Genomic DNA, 16,121 nt, shown 5'->3' with positions numbered 1-16,121 from the left:
TGCAAGCGTGCCGACCTGGTGTGAAGTTCCCGGAGCGCGTACGCCCTGAGCGAGAACCGGGTCGCCCTCCGCGAGGGCGTAGCCTGCGGAGCAGCGCGGGGCCGGGGGCCGACGTCGGGTCCAGGGTCCGCGTTGTCAGCGGCGCGGTCCACAATGGTCCCCGTCAGATGCCGTTGACGCTTCAGCAAGAGTGAGCCGCAGGGACCTGAGCGCCCCGTGGGCGAACGACCAGGAAACAGGAGGAGCCGGCAGCGATGGCCCGCCGCAGCACGAAGACCCCGCCGCCCGACGACTCGTACGAGGAGCGGATCCTCGACATCGACGTCGTGGACGAGATGCAGGGCTCCTTCCTCGAGTACGCGTACTCGGTCATCTACTCCCGGGCCCTGCCGGACGCCCGCGACGGTCTCAAGCCCGTCCACCGCCGCATCGTCTACCAGATGAACGAGATGGGCGTGCGCCCCGACCGCGGCTATGTGAAGTGCGCCCGCGTGGTCGGCGAGGTCATGGGTAAGTTGCACCCGCACGGCGACGCGTCGATCTACGACGCCCTGGTGCGCATGGCCCAGCCGTTCTCCATGCGCGTGCCCCTGGTCGACGGCCACGGCAACTTCGGCTCGCTGGGCAACGACGATCCGCCCGCCGCCATGCGGTACACCGAGTGCCGGATGGCCGAGGCCACGAGCCTGATGACGGAGTCGATCGACGAGGACACGGTCGACTTCGCGCCCAACTACGACGGCCAGGAGCAGGAGCCGGTGGCCCTGCCCGCCGCCTTCCCGAACCTGCTGGTCAACGGCTCGTCGGGCATCGCGGTCGGCATGGCCACGAACATGCCGCCGCACAACCTGCGCGAGGTCATCGCGGCCGCCCGCCACCTGATCAGGCACCCGAACGCCGACCTCGACGCGCTGATGCGGCACGTCCCCGGCCCCGACCTGCCCACCGGCGGCCGGATCGTCGGCCTCTCCGGGATCCGCGACGCCTACGAGACGGGCCGCGGCACGTTCAAGATGCGGGCGACGGTCTCCGTGGAGGAGGTGACGGCGCGCCGCAAGGGCCTGGTCGTCACCGAGCTGCCCTTCGCCGTCGGCCCGGAGAAGGTGATCGCCAAGATCAAGGACCTGGTCGGCTCGAAGAGGCTGCAGGGCATCGCCGACGTCAAGGACCTCACCGACCGTGAGCACGGGCTGCGCCTGGTCATCGAGATCAAGAACGGTTTCGTGCCGGAGGCGGTCCTGGAGCAGCTCTACAAGCTGACGCCCATGGAGGAGTCCTTCGGCATCAACAACGTCGCCCTGGTCGACGGCCAGCCCCTCACCCTGGGCCTGAAGGAGCTCCTGGAGGTCTACCTCGACCACCGCTTCGAGGTCGTGCGCCGGCGCTCGGAGTATCGCCGCGGCAAGAAGCGCGACCGGCTGCACCTGGTCGAGGGCCTGCTCACGGCCCTGGTGGACATCGACGAGGTGATCCGCCTGATCCGCTCCAGCGAGAACTCCGCGCAGGCCAAGGAGCGCCTGATCGAGCGCTTCGGCCTGAGCGACGTCCAGACGCAGTACATCCTGGACACGCCGCTGCGCCGGCTGACGAAGTACGACCGCATCGAGCTGGAGGCCGAGAAGGACCGGCTCACCGCGGAGATCGAGGAGCTCACCCGGATCCTGGATTCGGACGCCGAGCTGCGCAAGCTGGTCTCCGCCGAACTGGCCGCCGTTTCGAAGAAGTTCGGCACCGACCGGCGTACGGTCCTGCTGGAGTCGGCAGCCGCTCCGGTGTCCGCCGTTCCGCTCCAGGTGGCCGACGACCCGTGCCGGGTGCTGCTCTCCTCGACGGGACTGCTGGCCCGCACGATGAACGCCGAGCCGTTCCCGGAGGGCGCCGCCGCCAAGCGCGCCAAGCACGACGTGATCGTCTCGGCGGTGCCGGCCACGGCCCGCGGCGAGCTGGGCGCGGTGACCTCGGCGGGCCGGCTGCTGAGGATCAACGTCATCGACCTCCCCCAGCTCCCGGAGACCACCACGGCGCCGAATCTGTCGGGAGGCGCGCCGCTCGCCGAGTTCGTCTCCCTGGAGGACGACGAGACGGTGGTCTGCCTGACCACCCTCGACGAGTCCTCCCCCGGGCTCGCGCTGGGCACGGAACAGGGCGTCGTCAAGCGCGTGGTCCCCGACTACCCGGCCAACAAGGACGAGCTGGAGGTCATCACCCTCAAGGAGGGCGACCGGATCGTCGGCGCGGTCGAGCTGCGCACGGGCGAGGAGGACCTGGTCTTCGTCACGGACGACGCCCAGCTGCTGCGCTACCAGGCCGCACAGGTGCGCCCCCAGGGCCGCCCGGCGGGCGGCATGACGGGCATCAAACTCACCGAGGGCGCCAAGGTGATCTCCTTCACGGCGGTGGACCCGGCGGCGGACGCGGTCGTCTTCACGGTCGCGGGCTCGCGCGGCACGCTGGACGACTCCGTGCAGACGACCGCCAAGCTGACCCCGTTCGACCAGTACCCGCGCAAGGGCCGGGCGACCGGCGGCGTGCGCTGCCAGCGGTTCCTGAAGGGCGAGGACTGCCTGTCCTTCGCCTGGGTGGGCGCCACTCCCGCGCGCGCCGCGCAGAAGAACGGCTCACCGACCGAGCTGCCCGAGATGGACCCGCGCCGCGACGGCTCGGGTGTCTCGCTGGCCAAGCCGGTGACGGCGGTGGCGGGACCGGTCTAGACCGAAGGTTCCTCGGTCTCCCGCGTACCCACTTCGTCCGTGTCCGGTACGTCCGGTACGTAGCGCAGGACACCCCACATGCCGTACTCGTCGGCGTGTGGGGCGTCGTTCGTGCACGCCGCCAGCTCCTTGTCGAGAGCCGGGGCGTCGATGCCGGTGCCGATGAGGACGAGCTGGGTGAGGCGTTCGCCGTGCGGCTCCCAGGGCTCCGGGCGGAAGCGGAGGAACCGCCCGACGGCATGGACGGCGTACCGGTTGCGCGGGTCGTGCGGGCCGAAGTCGACGTATCCCTTGATCCGGTACAGGCCCTCGGGCCGGCTGTCGAGGAACGCCATCAGCCGACGCGGGTCGAGGGGCACGTCGGAGACGAAGGAGAGGCTGTCGTAGGCGGTGTGCAGATGACCGCCGTGCGCGTGCTCGTCACCGGGGTCCTGGCGGTCGTGCAGGTCGTCGAACGACAGCTGCCCGATGCGCTCCCGCGACGGCCGGCAGTCGAACAGGAACTCGGGGTCGATCCGGCCGTAGGTCGCCGGGACGACGGCTGCGCGGTCGGTGAGGGAGCGGACGAGGGCGAGGACGTGGTCGGCGTCCGGCGCCCGGTCGGTCTTGTTGACCACGACGAGGTCGGCGATGGCGAGGTGCCGGTCGAGCTCGGGATGCTTCGCGCGCGTGTCGTCGAACTCGGCGGCGTCGACGACCTCGACGAGGCCGCCGTACACGATGCCCGGGTGCTCGCCGGCCAGCACCATCCGCACCAGCTCCTGCGGCTCGGCGAGTCCACTGGCCTCGATGACGATGACGTCGATGCCGGTGCCGGGGTGGGCCAGCCGTTCGAGGTAGACGTCGAGCTCACTGGCGTCCACGGCGCAGCAGAGGCAGCCGTTGCCGAGGGAGACGGTGGAGTCCCCCAGTGCCCCGGCCACGGCCATGGCGTCGATCTCGACGGCGCCGAAGTCGTTCACGACGGCGCCGATACGGCTGCCTCCGCTGTGGTGCAGGAGGTGGTTGAGCAACGTCGTCTTGCCGGAGCCCAGGAATCCGGCGAGAACGACGACCGGGATCTGCTGGGGACTCGGGCCCTGACCCACCGTGCGACCTCTCTCACGCCTACGCGCACACCGGTTCACCGCCCGGCGCACATACGGAACTTGCATGCCGGGCCAGGATACGAGCACGCAGAATCTCCGCGAAGTGAACGATTGTTAGCAGCACGAGCGGGGCAGACGTTGGGCAAGGCGCCGGTTCGTGCGACCCTCCCTTCCTTCCGTGCGCCTCCTCTCCGCCTCCCTGCCGATCAGAGCCGCTCGGCACCCTGGGAGACGGCAAGCGCCGCCCACCGCTCGCCGGTCCCCTCCAGTCGACCCGCACCCCGACGACCGGCGGACGGCCGCCTGAATCGAGGGTTGACATGGCCACACGGAAAAGCAGGACACGGGGGCTGGGCACCGCGGCGGCAGCGGGGCTGGGTCTGCTGACAGGAGCCCTCGCCGCCCTGGCCGCGGAACGCCGCACGGTGAACGCCGTACAGGCACGACTCGACCGCCTGGAAGCGCAGGTGGCTCACTCACATCGGCACGCCAACCTCGCCAACCAGCAGAACTTGCACTGGGAACTGCTCAGCAAGGCGATCGACAGCCCTGAACTGGCCGAGGTGCTGGACATCTTCGAAGCGCCGGCATCTCCGCTCGAGCGCCGCCAGTACCTCTTCGCCAATGCCCTGTACACGAACCTGCTTTTCTACTACCGCATCGGCAACCTGAGCCGTGAGGAGTTCTTCGGACGGGTCCGCGGACTCCTGCAGAACCCCGTGGTACGGGAGTACTGGTTCGCGACCCGCGGTCAGCGCGCCACGCTGCCCGAGGACTCGGACGAAGCCGAGTTGGGGCGCATGGTGGACGACCTGCTGCGACAACTGGAGGAGGCGGACACGGAGGAATGGTGGGTGGTCGGAGAACCGCCGACGGAGTAGCCGCGCGTACCCGCCAGAATCACACCCCCGGGCCATAACGAACGGATGAATACGTCAGTTGTCCCAGTCGCCACTGGGGTTGACTCACGCCTGATCGTGCAGAGCGGCCCCACAAGCGTCGCTCACGCTGCCGGACGACGAGTGCACCCACAAGGCTGCCTTCGCACCAGCTGCCGTTGTGCACCCCATCTTCAGTCGTGGACCAAAGGGAACGAACAGTGAGTCAGATCATCCGTCGGATCGGTGTACCTCCCAGCCAGCGAGGAAGTACTGGAGGAGGCAATTGCCCTGACATCTTCGAATTGGCCGACGGAAACTTCGCCGTCATCGGAAGGGACGCCACGGACTCACTCGACCCGGATCTGCCCTCCGACGCTTCGCGTGCGGAATACGAGCGCATCGTCGTCGTGACCCGCGAAACGCTGATTCGCGCGAAGCGCGACATTCCAGACGTGTGAGCAACGCATGGACCTCGACAGCATAGCGACGCTCGTCGGTGCGGTCGGCGGCCTGCTCGCCGGAATCGCAGCCGTGATCGCCGTATGGCCGCGACGCAAGAACCGGCCTTCCGACCAGCCGCCACCGCCGCCGCAGTCCTAACCCGGCGTCCCGCCGGCCGCCTCTCGCCTCGTTCCACCCGGGTGCTCCGCCCGGCACCCGCGGCCTGAGGCGGCACGGCCGAACCCTTCCGTTCGGCTTTCGGGTCCGGCACCAGGTCTGGTGCCGGACCTCGTTCGTCGCCGAGGGTGTGCTCACGCCGCCCGCGGCACCTCCACCGGCGCCCCCGGCCCCACATACCGCGCCGCAGGGCGGATGATCTTCGGGTCCTGGGACTGTTCCAGGACGTTGGCACTCCAGCCGACCACGCGTGCCGCCGCGAACGTCGGGGTGAACATCTCACGGGGCAGGCCGCACAACTCCATGACGACGCCGGCGTAGAACTCGACGTTCGTGTGCAGTGCGCGGCCGGGCTTGAGTTCGGCGAGGATCGCCTCGACCCGGCCCTCGACCTCCGTCGCGAAGTCCACCAGCGGCCCACCGAACTGCTGGGCGATGCCGCGCAGCATGCGGGAGCGCGGGTCCTCCGTGCGGTAGACGGGGTGACCGAAGCCCATGATCCGCTCGCCTGCGCGGACGCGTTCCCGGATCCAGGGGTCGATGCGGTCCACGGTGCCGATCGCGTCCAGGGTGTCCAGCGCCCGGCTCGGGGCCCCTCCGTGCAGCGGCCCGGAGAGCGCTCCTACGGCCCCCACCAGACACGCGGCCACGTCGGCGCCCGTCGACGCGATGACCCGTGCCGTGAAGGTTGATGCATTGAACCCGTGATCAATGGTTGAGATGAGGTACTGCTCGACCGCACGTGCTCGCTCCGGGTCCGGCTCCTCCCCAGTCACCATGTACAGATAATTCGCCGCGTAGGACAGGTCCTCGCGGGGCGGAACCGGCTCCATCCCCTTCCCCAGGCGGTACAGCGCCGCGAGCACGGCCGGTACGGCAGCGGTCGCCACGAGCGTGTCCTCACGCCGCCGGTCCGCGTCGATGTCGTACAGCGGGCGGAAGCCCTTCGCGGCGCCCAGCAGCGACAGCGCCGTGCGCAGCCCGGCGAGCGGTCCGGAGCGTCCGCCGGCCGCCGCGACGGCGGGCAGCGCCGCCGACACCTCGTCCGGCAGCCGCCGCAGCCCGGCCGTCTCGGCGGCAAAGGCGGCCGCGCCCGCCGCGTCCGGCAGTTCACCGTGCATCAGGAGATGCCAGACGTCCTCGAAGGGACGGGTCTGCGCGAGTTCGACGGCCGAGTACTGCCGGTAGTGGTAGAAGCCCTCAAGACCCCGGACGTCACCGATCTCCGTGTCGGTCACGACGACGCCCGCGAGCCCCCGCGGTACATCGACAGGAGTGTATGCGGACCTGTTGACGGACATGTTGACGGACATGTTTTCCTCCCTGGACTTGATTCGACTGTCCATGGTTGACTGAATTCCTGTCAATATTGATTGATTCAATATGTCGTCCCAGGCAGCTACGGTGACCCCCATGCGCGTTCAAGACCCCGGCCCCGTCCCACCCGGGCGGCGGCTGAGCACCAAAGAGGCAGCCGAGCTCCTCGGCGTGAAGGCGGAGACCGTCTACGCCTACGTCAGCCGCGGCCAGCTCAGCAGCCACCGCACGCCCGGCGGCCGGGGCAGCACCTTCGACGCCGCGGAGGTGGAGGCCCTCGCCCGGCGCAACAGGCGGGAGAGCGCCGGGAGCCCGCCCTCCGCCACCGACACGGCCGTGCGCACCCGCATCACGCTGATCGAGCAGGACCGGTACTACTTCCGGGGCGTCGACGCGACGGACCTGGCCGCCCACCACAGCTACGAGGAGATCGCGGAGTGGCTGTGGACCGGGCGCCTTCGCCCCGGGATCACCTTCACCGCGCCCGAGCCCTCCGTCGCGGTCGCCCGGCGCGCGGTCGGCGCCCTGCCCGAGCACAGCGGCCCCACCGACCGGCTGCGCGTCGCCGCGGTCGCCGCCGCCAGCGCGGACCCGCTGCGTTTCGACCTCGCCGAGAACGCCGTCCTGGGCACCGCGCGCGTGCTCATTCCCACGCTCGTGGCCGCCCTGCCCCCGATGCGGCACACGCGGTGCGACGAGGGCCCCCTCGCCCAGCGCCTCTGGGCACGGCTCAGCGGACGCGAGCCCGACGATGCCTCGCTGCGGGTCCTGGACACGGCGCTCGGCCTCCTCGTCGACCACGACCTGGCCGCCTCGACGCTCGCGGTGCGCGTCGCGGCGTCGGCCCGCGCGCACGCCTACGCCGCCGTCTCGGCCGGGCTCGGTGTGACCGAGGGCCCCCTGCACGGCGCGGCCAGCGGACTCGCCCACCGGTTGCTCAAGGAGGTGCTGGAGCGGGGCGACGCGGCCCCCGTGATCGCTGAGGAGCTGCGGGCGGGCCGCCGGGTCCCCGGCCTCGGCCACCGGCTGTACTCCGGGGAGGACCCACGCGCGCGTGCCCTGTTCGCACTCCTGCAGGAGATGCCCGACGCCGAGCCCGCCCTGTCCGCCGCCCGGGACGTCGTGGCCACCGCTGCCCGGCACACCCCGCTGCACGCCAACGTCGACCTCGCCCTTGCCGTGCTCACCACGGCGTGCGGGATGCACGCCACCGCGGGCGAGGCGATCTTCGCGGTGGCCCGTACGGCCGGCTGGATCGCCCATGCGCTGGAGGAGTACGGGGAGCGGCCCCTGAGGATGCGCCCGAGTGGTCACTACGTGGGTCCGCGCCCGCCGCAGCCCCTCCCGGAGTAGGACACAGGGAGGTCAGGAGGGCACCCCGGACGAAGTCAGGTTAGGCTCACCTCTGTGAGTAGGTGCGCAACCGTCTCGCGGGACCTCCACGAGCCCGTTTCCGGAACAGCGGCGACCGCCAGGACGTGGCTCCTGGTGGAACAGCCGGGCCCGTGGGGTGCCAAGGCCCTCACCTCGAGCCACCTGGACCCCGCCCTGGGCCGAGCCCTGGAAGCAGCCGCGAACGGCACGGGCGTACGCATCGCGCTCATCCGCCGCCCCGGACGCCACGCCGACTGCGGCACGCCCGCCGTACGCCAGGTGTACGCGGCCCACACCATGCCCGGCGGCTCATGGCTGCACGCCGCGACGACCGCCGACCCGTCGCAGCTGCTGGACCTCGACTTCACCGCACTCGGCAGGGGTGACCACCACACCTTCGACGCCGCGCTGCAGGGTCGCCCGCACACCGGTGCTCCGCTGGCGCTCGTCTGCACCAACGGCAAGCGCGACCGCTGCTGCGCCCTCCTGGGCCGCCCGCTCGCGACCGAGCTCGCCGCCTCCGGGACGGGGGGCATCTGGGAGGTCACCCATCTGGGCGGTCACCGCTTCTCCCCGACGGTGCTCGTGCTGCCGTACGGCTACGCCTACGGCCGCGCCGAGGCCCACACCATCAAGGACGTCCTGCACGCCGTCCAGGAGGGCCGGATCGTGACGGAGGGGTGCCGCGGCCGCTCGGCCTGGGAGCGGCCCGCTCAGGCGGCCGAGCTGGCCGTGCGCACCGCGGCCGGCGAGTACGCGGCGGACGCGCTGAGCGTCGTGGGGACCGAACACGACGTACGGGCGGACGAGGCCGCACCGCACTGGGAGGTCACCGTCGCCCATGCGGACGGACGCCGCTGGCGCGTGAGCGTCGCCCAGGGCGCGTCACTGCCTCCGCGCCCGGAAAGCTGCGGGGTGTCGGTCCTGGGCGCCCCCGCGCGGATGGACGTGGTGGCGGTCCGCGAACTGACGCCGACGGCTTTCGCGGTCTGACACCGCCCGGCCGCGCTGCCGGGATGGCCGGCCGGGCATCCCGCCTGTCCTGCCACGGACCCGGCAGGTGGCGAGGACCCACGCGTCGGCGTCCTGGAGCCCCCTGCCCGCATTGATCCCACCCGTCTTCGGCGTACCCCCCTCCCCCACGTACCTTCGTGGGCATGAGCCCCACTCCCCCCGCCCGCCGCCTGCGCCTCGGTCTGCCCCGCCGGGTGTTCTCGCAGGTGCTGATGATGCAGGTGGCGATCGCCGCGGGGGTCGCGGTGCTCGCGACCGGGCTGTTCCTCGCGCCCCTGGGCGACCAGCTGGACGACCAGGCGATGCGGCGCGCGCTCGCCATCGCCCAGACCACCGCGGCGCAGCCGCAGCTCGCCGAGGACGTCCGCAGGACGCCCGCGACGGCCGACGGGCCGGTCCAGCGGGAGGCCGAGCGGATCCGGCGGGCCACGCAGGCCGAGTACGTCGTGGTGATGGACCGCCGGGGGGTGCGCTGGTCGCACACCGAGCCCTCGCAGATCGGCAGGCACGTCTCGACCGACCCCAGCGCAGCGCTCGCCGGCCAGGAGGTCATGGAGATCGACGCGGGCACCCTGGGCCGCTCCGCGCGCGGGAAGGTGCCGCTGCGGGACGGCGACGGGGAGATCGTCGGGGCGGTGTCGGTGGGCATCGCGTACGACAGTGTCCGCGCGCTGCTGATCCACGCGATCCCCGAGCTGCTGGCGTACGCGGGCGGCGCCCTGGCCGTCGGTGCGCTGGCCGCGTGGCTGATCTCCCGGCGGGTGCAGCGGCAGACCCGGGACCTTGCGTTCTCCGACATCGCGGGGCTGCTCGCGGAGCGGGAGGCGATGCTGCACGGCATCCGGGAGGGCGTCGTCGCCCTGGACCGCACGGGGCGTGTCCGGCTGCTCAACGACGAGGCGCAGCGCCTGCTGGGCATCGGGGACGAGGCCGTGGGCCGTTCCCCCCACGAGGCGCTCGGCGAGGGACGTACGGCCGACGTCCTGGCGGGCCGGGTGACCGGCACCGACCTGCTGACGGTGCGCGGCCGGCGCGTGCTGGTCGCCAACCGCATGCCCACCGACGACGGCGGCGCCGTCGCCACCCTGCGCGACCGCACCGAGCTGGAGCAGCTGGGCAGGGAGCTGGACTCCACCCGCGGCCTGATCGACGCCCTGCGCGCCCAGGACCACGAGCACGCCAACCGGATGCACACGCTCCTCGGACTGCTGGAGCTGGAGATGTACGACGACGCCGTCGACTTCGTGGGCGAGGTGGTGGGCGATCACCGCGCCACCGCCGAACAGGTCACCGAGAAGATCGAGGACCCGCTGCTCGCCGCGCTGCTGGTCGGCAAGGCGACCGTCGCGGCCGAGCGGGGCGTCGCCCTGCGCCTGTCGGGGCGTACGCGCCTGCCGGACCGGCTGGTCGACGCCCGGGGACTGGTCACGGTCGTGGGCAACCTGGTGGACAACGCGCTGGACGCGGCGGCGGGCACACCGCACGCGCGCGTGGAGGTGGAGCTGTACACCGAGGGTCGTACCGTCGTGATCGCGGTACGGGACACCGGTCCCGGTATCGCACCGGAGCTGCGGGAGTTGATCTTCACCGAGGGGTGGTCCACCAAGAAGCCGCCCGCTCACCGGGAGCGCGGCATAGGGCTCTCCATGGTGCGCAGGCTGGCGGAACGGCAGGGCGGTACCGCGACGGTGGGCGAGGCCGCCGGTGGCGGCGCGGAGTTCACCGTCGTCCTGCCCGAGGCCCTGGCCGAGCCGGGCACGGAGGCGGCCCTGACCGTCCCGTCCGTCCAGCGGTCCGCCGAGGAGGAGACGCGATGATCGAGGTCCTGGTCGTGGACGACGACACCAGGGTCGCGCGGGTGAACGCCGCCTACGTCGAGAAGGTGCCGGGCTTCCATGTCGCCGGGGAGGCGCACAGCGCGGCCGGGGCGCTGCGTCAGCTGGAGGCGCTGCCGCGAGTGGACCTGGTGCTCATGGACCACTATCTGCCCGACGAGACGGGCCTCGCGGTGGTGCGGGAGATGCGCCGCCGCGGCCACCAGACCGACGTGATCATGGTCACGGCGGCGCGCGACGTCTCGACGGTGCAGGCCGCGATGCGGCAGGGCGCGCTGCAGTACCTGGTCAAGCCGTTCGCCTTCGCGGGACTGCGCGCCAAGCTGGAGGCGTACGCGGAGCTGCGTCGCACCCTCGACGGCGGCGGCGAGGCCGAACAGGCAGAGGTGGACCGCATCTTCGGCGCGCTCTCCGCGACCACGGAGCCGGATCTGCCCAAGGGCCACTCCCCCACCACTGCCGAGCTCGTACGGCAGTCCCTGATGAACGCGGAAAGGCCCCTGTCGGCCCAGGAGATCGCCGAACGGACCGGGGTGAGCCGCCAGACCGCCCAGCGCTATCTGAAGCTGCTGGAGCGCACGGGACGGGCCACGCTGACCCTCAAGTACGGCGACGCGGGCCGCCCGGAACACCGCTACGTGTGGGCGACCCGCGCCTGAGCGTCCCTACGCCTGAGGGCGACCCGCGCGTGAGCGCCCCAGAGCGACTGGGCGACCCGCGTCCCTCAGCAACTGGGCGACACGGGTCCCAGAGCGACTGAGCGACGCGCGTCCTGCGCCCCAACGCGGTGGGCGATCCGCGCCTCAGCACCCCTACGCGGCCCCCGCCCCCGTCAGCGCCCGCACCTGCGTCTCGGCGTGCTTGGCGGCGTCCGGTGTCTCCGCCGAGGTGACCGTGCCGAGCCAGCCCGCCAGGAAGCCCAGGGGGATCGAGACGAGGCCCGGGTTCTGCAACGGGAAGTACTGGAAGTCGACGCCGGGGAACAGCGATTCGGGGCTGCCCGACACCACGGGCGACAGCGCCACGAGCGCCATGGCCGGGACCAGCCCGCCGTAGACGGCCCACACGGCGCCGCGCGTGGTGAAGCCCCGCCAGAACAGCGAGTAGAGCAGCACGGGCAGGTTGGCCGACGCGGCGACGGCGAAGGCGAGGCCCACCAGGAAGGCGACGTTCAGTTCGCGCGCGAGCAGGCCGAGGGCGATCGCGACCACGCCGATGCCCACCGCGGCGACGCGTGCCACGGTCACCTCGCCGCGCGGCCCCGAGTTCCCGCGCCGCAGTGACGCGTACAGGTCGTGCGCGACGGACGCCGAGGAGGCCAGGGTGATGCCGGCCACCACGGCGAGGATGGTGGCGAAGGCGATGGCGGCGACGATCGCGAACAGAACCGTCCCTCCCGTGGAGCCCAACCCTCCGCCCAGGTCGAGTGCCAGCAGCGGCACCGCCGTGTTCCCGGCCGCGTTCGACGCTCGTACGGCGCCCGGTCCGACGATGGCGGCCGCGCCGAACCCGAGGACGATCGTCATCAGGTAGAAGCCGCCGATCAGCCCGATCGCCCACACCACCGAACGCCGTGCCGCCCGCGCGGTCGGCACGGTGTAGAACCGGGACAGGATGTGCGGCAGCCCGGCCGTTCCCAGCACCAGGGCGAGCCCGAGGCTGATGAAGTCGAAGCGGGCGGTCCAGTCACCGCCGTACTTCAGTCCCGGTGCGAGGAACGCATCGCCCTGGCCGCTGCGCGCGGCCGCGGTGCGCAGCAGCTGGTCGAAGTCCCCGTGGAACCGGGCCAGGACGAGCGCGGTCAGGGCGATCGCCCCGCCCATCAGCAGGACCGCCTTCACGATCTGGATCCACGTGGTGGCCCGCATCCCTCCCAACGACACATAGATCACCATCAGCGCCCCGACGCCGATGACCGTCCAGGACCGCGCCGCCTCGCTCGTCCCGCCCAGCAGCAGCGCGACCAGACTGCCCGCGCCCACCATCTGCGCCACCAGATACAGAACGGACACGGTGACCGAGGAGGTTCCCGCCGCGATCCGCACCGGTCGCTCCCGCATCCGCGCGGCGACGACGTCGGCGAGCGTGAACCTGCCGCAGTTGCGCACGAGTTCGGCGACCAGCAGCAAGACGACGAGCCAGGCGACCAGGAAGCCCACGGAGTACAGCATCCCGTCGTAGCCGAACAGCGCGATGAGCCCGGAGATGCCCAGGAAGGAGGCCGCGGACATGTAGTCGCCCGCGATGGCAAAACCATTCTCCATGGGAGAGAACAACCGTCCGCCGGCGTAGAACTCCTCCGCCGAACCCTGCCGATTGCGGCTCACCCAGGTGGTGATCCCGAGGGTGACGGCGACGAACGCGCTGAACAGCAGCACCGCCAGAGTCTGGTGATCACCCGTCACGACGCACCGCCGCGAAGGCCGCGCGTCAGTTCCTGGGTGTCCCAGCGCAGTTCGAGCGCGGCCCGGTCCCGGCGCAGTCGCGCGTGCCGGGCGTAGGCCCAGGTGAGTAGGAAGGTGGTGAGGAACTGCCCGAGTCCGGCCAGCATCGCCACGTTCACCGCACCCACCACGGGCCGCGCCATCACTCCGGGCGCGACCGTGGCGGCGACGACGTACGCCACGTACCAGACGAAGAAGCCGGTCACCGCCGGCACCACGAATCTCAGGTAGCGGCTGCGCACCTCCTGGAAGGCGGCGCCGCGGTGCACTTCGAGGTAGACGTCGCCGGCAGCCGGGACCTCGTCCCGCGCGGGTGGCACGGGCGCGGCCGGGACGGTCGGCTCGCTCCAGCCGGAGGCAGTGGCGTCGTACCAGGGGTCGTCGTACTGCACAGGGCGACCGTTGCTTGAGTGCATGCCCAAGCATGGACAGAGCGGGAAGATCCGTGACTCTTCTTCTTCCCGCTCTTCACCCCATCAGGTGACACGAACCGCTGGTGGCCGCGGCCTCGGCCCGAGACCCGCTCCTACGCGTCGATGCGCGAGCGGTCCAGGGTCGCCGCCGAGTTGGAGATGAACTCCTTGCGCGGGGCGACGTCGTTGCCCATCAGCAGGTCGAAGACCTGTTCCGCGGCGTCCAGGTCGGCGAGGTTGATGCGGCGCAGGGTGCGGTGGCGCGGGTCCATGGTGGTCTCGGCCAGCTGGTCGGCGTCCATCTCGCCGAGGCCCTTGTAGCGCTGGATCGAGTCCTTGTAGCGGACGCCCTTGCTCTGGAACTCCATGAGCTTGTCGCGCAGCTCGCGGTCCGAGTACGTGTAGACGTACTTGTCCTGACCCTTCTTGGGCTGGACGATCTCGATCCGGTGCAGCGGCGGCACCGCGGCGAACACCCGGCCGGCCTCGACCATCGGGCGCATGTAGCGCTGGAAGAGCGTCAGGAGCAGGCAGCGGATGTGGGAGCCGTCCACATCGGCGTCCGTCATCATGATGATCTTGCCGTAGCGGGCCGCGTCGAGGTCGAAGGTCCGGCCCGAGCCGGCCCCTATGACCTGGATGATCGCGCCGCACTCGGCGTTCTTCAGCATGTCCGTCACGGACGACTTCTGCACGTTGAGGATCTTGCCGCGGATCGGCAGCAGCGCCTGGAACTCGGAGTTGCGCGCCAGCTTGGCGGTGCCGAGCGCGGAGTCGCCCTCGACGATGAACAGCTCGCTGCGGTCCACGTCGTCACTGCGGCAGTCGGCGAGCTTGGCCGGCAGCGACGAGGACTCCAGCGCCGTCTTCCGGCGCTGCGCGTCCTTGTGCTGGCGCGCGGCGATGCGGGTGCGCGCGGCGGCGACGATCTTCTCCAGGACCACGCGGGACTGCTGGGCGGCGTCCCGCTTGGTGGCGGTCAGGAAGGCCTTGAGCTCCTTGGAGATCACGTTGTTCACGATGCGGCGGGCCGCCGAGGTGCCGAGCACCTCCTTGGTCTGCCCCTCGAACTGCGGCTCCGCGAGACGGACGGTGACGACCGCGGTGAGGCCCTCCAGGGCGTCGTCCTTGACGACGTCGTCCTCGGCGACCCGGAGCATCTTCTTGGCGCGCAGCACCTCGTTGACCGTCTTGGTGACGGCCTGCTCGAAGCCGGCGACATGGGTGCCGCCCTTGGGCGTGGCAATGATGTTGACGAACGACCTGAGCGTGGTCTCGTAGCCGGTGCCCCAGCGCAGCGCGACGTCCACGCCGAGTTCCCGGGTGACCTCGGTGGGGGTCATCTGCCCGTGCTCGTCGAGGACGGGGACCGTCTCCTTGAAGGTGCCGTGTCCGCTGAAGCGGAGGGTGTCGCAGACGGGCTTGTCGGTGGCCAGGAACTCGCAGAACTCGCTGATGCCTCCGTCGAAGCGGAACGACTCCTCACCCTTGCTGCCGCCCTCGCCGAGGCCGTACTCGTCGCGGACGACGATGGTCAGTCCCGGGACCAGGAACGCGGTCTGACGGGCGCGCTGGTGCAGGTTCTCCAGGGAGAGCTTGGCGTCCTTGAGGAAGATCTGGCGGTCGGCCCAGTACCGCACGCGCGTGCCGGTGCGGGTCTTGGGGATCTTCTTGGCCTTGCGCAGGCCGCTCTTGGCCTCGAACTTCGCGTCCGGCCCCAGCGCGGCGAAGGCGCCGGGGACACCGCGCCGGAAGCTGATGGCATGGGTGTGGCCGCCGCGGTCGACCTCGACGTCCAGCCGGGCGGACAGGGCGTTCACCACGGAGGCGCCCACGCCGTGCAGACCGCCGGACGCGGCGTACGAGCCGCCGCCGAACTTGCCGCCGGCGTGCAGCTTGGTCATCACGACCTCGACGCCGGACAGGCCGGTCTTGGGCTCGACGTCGACCGGGATGCCGCGGCCGTTGTCGCGCACCTCCACCGAGGCGTCGTCGTGGAGGATCACCTCGATGTGGTCGCAGTACCCGCCGAGGGCCTCGTCCACGGAGTTGTCGATGATCTCCCACAGGCAGTGCATCAGGCCGCGGCTGTCCGTGGAGCCGATGTACATGCCAGGGCGCTTGCGGACGGCCTCCAGCCCCTCCAGGACGAGCAGGTGCCGAGCGGTGTAGTTGGAACCGTCCCGGTCTGCTCCTGCCAGCAGCGCTGTGGACGGCACGGACGTCTCGGCGGTCACGCGGTTCGCTCCTCGCTGAATTTCATATGGGGCCCATCTGGGTAAGGGCGCGGCTCCGGTAGCCGCTCAGAGGGTACCGAGGCCTGGTAGAGCCGTTGTAACGCCACCCTCGTCCGGGAACTCAGACTAGTCCACGGTCGCATGGGTGTTCGATCCCTCGTTGGAGTGAAGCACATATCACGTTCCCTT

Annotated in this window: 13 protein-coding genes; 8 read left to right on the top strand and 5 right to left on the bottom strand. The window is 71.1% G+C overall.

The window, feature by feature from the left end; genetic code table 11:
• The first annotated feature begins 254 nt into the window (after nucleotides 1–254).
• Nucleotides 255–2,711, top strand: coding sequence for a DNA gyrase/topoisomerase IV subunit A (locus IPT68_RS27675; protein ID WP_189698571.1), 2,457 nt, complete (start codon nucleotides 255–257; stop codon nucleotides 2,709–2,711).
• Here the strand turns inward: IPT68_RS27675 and IPT68_RS27670 are convergent.
• Nucleotides 2,708–3,799 carry a CobW family GTP-binding protein gene (locus IPT68_RS27670; protein ID WP_228039947.1) on the bottom strand — a complete coding sequence of 364 codons (1,092 nt, stop codon included), beginning with the start codon at nucleotides 3,797–3,799 and terminating at the stop codon, nucleotides 2,708–2,710. The two genes, IPT68_RS27675 and IPT68_RS27670, sit on opposite strands and share 4 nt — an antisense overlap.
• Before the next feature lie 320 nt (nucleotides 3,800–4,119).
• Here IPT68_RS27670 and IPT68_RS27665 point away from each other — a divergent pair, with 320 nt between their 5' ends.
• The 3 genes from IPT68_RS27665 (at nucleotide 4,120) to IPT68_RS34660 (ending at nucleotide 5,280) form a co-directional block, all read left to right on the top strand.
• Nucleotides 4,120–4,680: a DUF6082 family protein gene (locus IPT68_RS27665; protein ID WP_189698569.1), complete on the top strand. Its 561-nt coding sequence runs from the start codon at nucleotides 4,120–4,122 to the stop codon at nucleotides 4,678–4,680.
• Between the two features lie 218 nt (nucleotides 4,681–4,898).
• On the top strand, nucleotides 4,899–5,138 hold the full coding sequence (locus IPT68_RS27660; protein ID WP_189698568.1) for a hypothetical protein: 240 nt from the start codon (nucleotides 4,899–4,901) through the stop codon (nucleotides 5,136–5,138).
• Nucleotides 5,139–5,145: 7 nt separating this feature from the next.
• On the top strand, nucleotides 5,146–5,280 hold the full coding sequence (locus tag IPT68_RS34660) for a hypothetical protein (protein ID WP_265583828.1): 135 nt from the start codon (nucleotides 5,146–5,148) through the stop codon (nucleotides 5,278–5,280).
• A gap of 152 nt (nucleotides 5,281–5,432) precedes the next feature.
• Here the strand turns inward: IPT68_RS34660 and IPT68_RS27655 are convergent, their stop codons facing one another.
• Nucleotides 5,433–6,599, bottom strand: a complete 1,167-nt coding sequence (locus tag IPT68_RS27655) for a citrate synthase (protein WP_189698746.1) — start codon at nucleotides 6,597–6,599, stop codon at nucleotides 5,433–5,435.
• 112 nt (nucleotides 6,600–6,711) lie between these two features.
• Here IPT68_RS27655 and IPT68_RS27650 point away from each other — a divergent pair, with 112 nt between their 5' ends.
• The 4 genes from IPT68_RS27650 to IPT68_RS27635 all read left to right on the top strand — a co-directional run bounded on the left by IPT68_RS27650 (nucleotide 6,712) and on the right by IPT68_RS27635 (nucleotide 11,497).
• Entirely contained in the window at nucleotides 6,712–7,968 is a 1,257-nt protein-coding gene (locus IPT68_RS27650; RefSeq protein WP_189698567.1) for a citrate synthase, read from the top strand.
• A gap of 54 nt (nucleotides 7,969–8,022) precedes the next feature.
• The gene (locus IPT68_RS27645; protein WP_189698566.1) at nucleotides 8,023–8,982 is read left to right on the top strand and encodes a sucrase ferredoxin; all 960 of its coding nucleotides are present in this window, start codon (nucleotides 8,023–8,025) and stop codon (nucleotides 8,980–8,982) included.
• A 164-nt stretch (nucleotides 8,983–9,146) separates the two neighbouring features.
• The gene (locus IPT68_RS27640) at nucleotides 9,147–10,820 is read left to right on the top strand and encodes a sensor histidine kinase (RefSeq protein ID WP_189698565.1); all 1,674 of its coding nucleotides are present in this window, start codon (nucleotides 9,147–9,149) and stop codon (nucleotides 10,818–10,820) included.
• Nucleotides 10,817–11,497: a response regulator gene (locus IPT68_RS27635; protein WP_189698564.1), complete on the top strand. Its 681-nt coding sequence runs from the start codon at nucleotides 10,817–10,819 to the stop codon at nucleotides 11,495–11,497. The genes IPT68_RS27640 and IPT68_RS27635 overlap by 4 nt, the downstream gene beginning before the upstream one ends.
• 153 nt (nucleotides 11,498–11,650) lie before the next feature.
• Here the strand turns inward: IPT68_RS27635 and IPT68_RS27630 are convergent, their stop codons facing one another.
• The 3 genes from IPT68_RS27630 to IPT68_RS27620 form a co-directional block, all read right to left on the bottom strand.
• Nucleotides 11,651–13,243: a solute symporter family protein gene (locus IPT68_RS27630; protein ID WP_189698563.1), complete on the bottom strand. Its 1,593-nt coding sequence runs from the start codon at nucleotides 13,241–13,243 to the stop codon at nucleotides 11,651–11,653.
• Nucleotides 13,240–13,698: a DUF485 domain-containing protein gene (locus IPT68_RS27625; protein WP_189698562.1), complete on the bottom strand. Its 459-nt coding sequence runs from the start codon at nucleotides 13,696–13,698 to the stop codon at nucleotides 13,240–13,242. Before IPT68_RS27625 ends, IPT68_RS27630 begins: the two co-directional genes overlap by 4 nt.
• 110 nt (nucleotides 13,699–13,808) lie before the next feature.
• The gene (locus tag IPT68_RS27620; protein WP_189698561.1) at nucleotides 13,809–15,932 is read right to left on the bottom strand and encodes a DNA gyrase/topoisomerase IV subunit B; all 2,124 of its coding nucleotides are present in this window, start codon (nucleotides 15,930–15,932) and stop codon (nucleotides 13,809–13,811) included.
• Nucleotides 15,933–16,121: the final 189 nt, after the last annotated feature.

This window comes from Streptomyces chromofuscus, from assembly GCF_015160875.1.
Taxonomy (GTDB): domain Bacteria; phylum Actinomycetota; class Actinomycetes; order Streptomycetales; family Streptomycetaceae; genus Streptomyces; species Streptomyces chromofuscus.
This window is presented reverse-complemented; position numbering and strand designations above follow the sequence as displayed.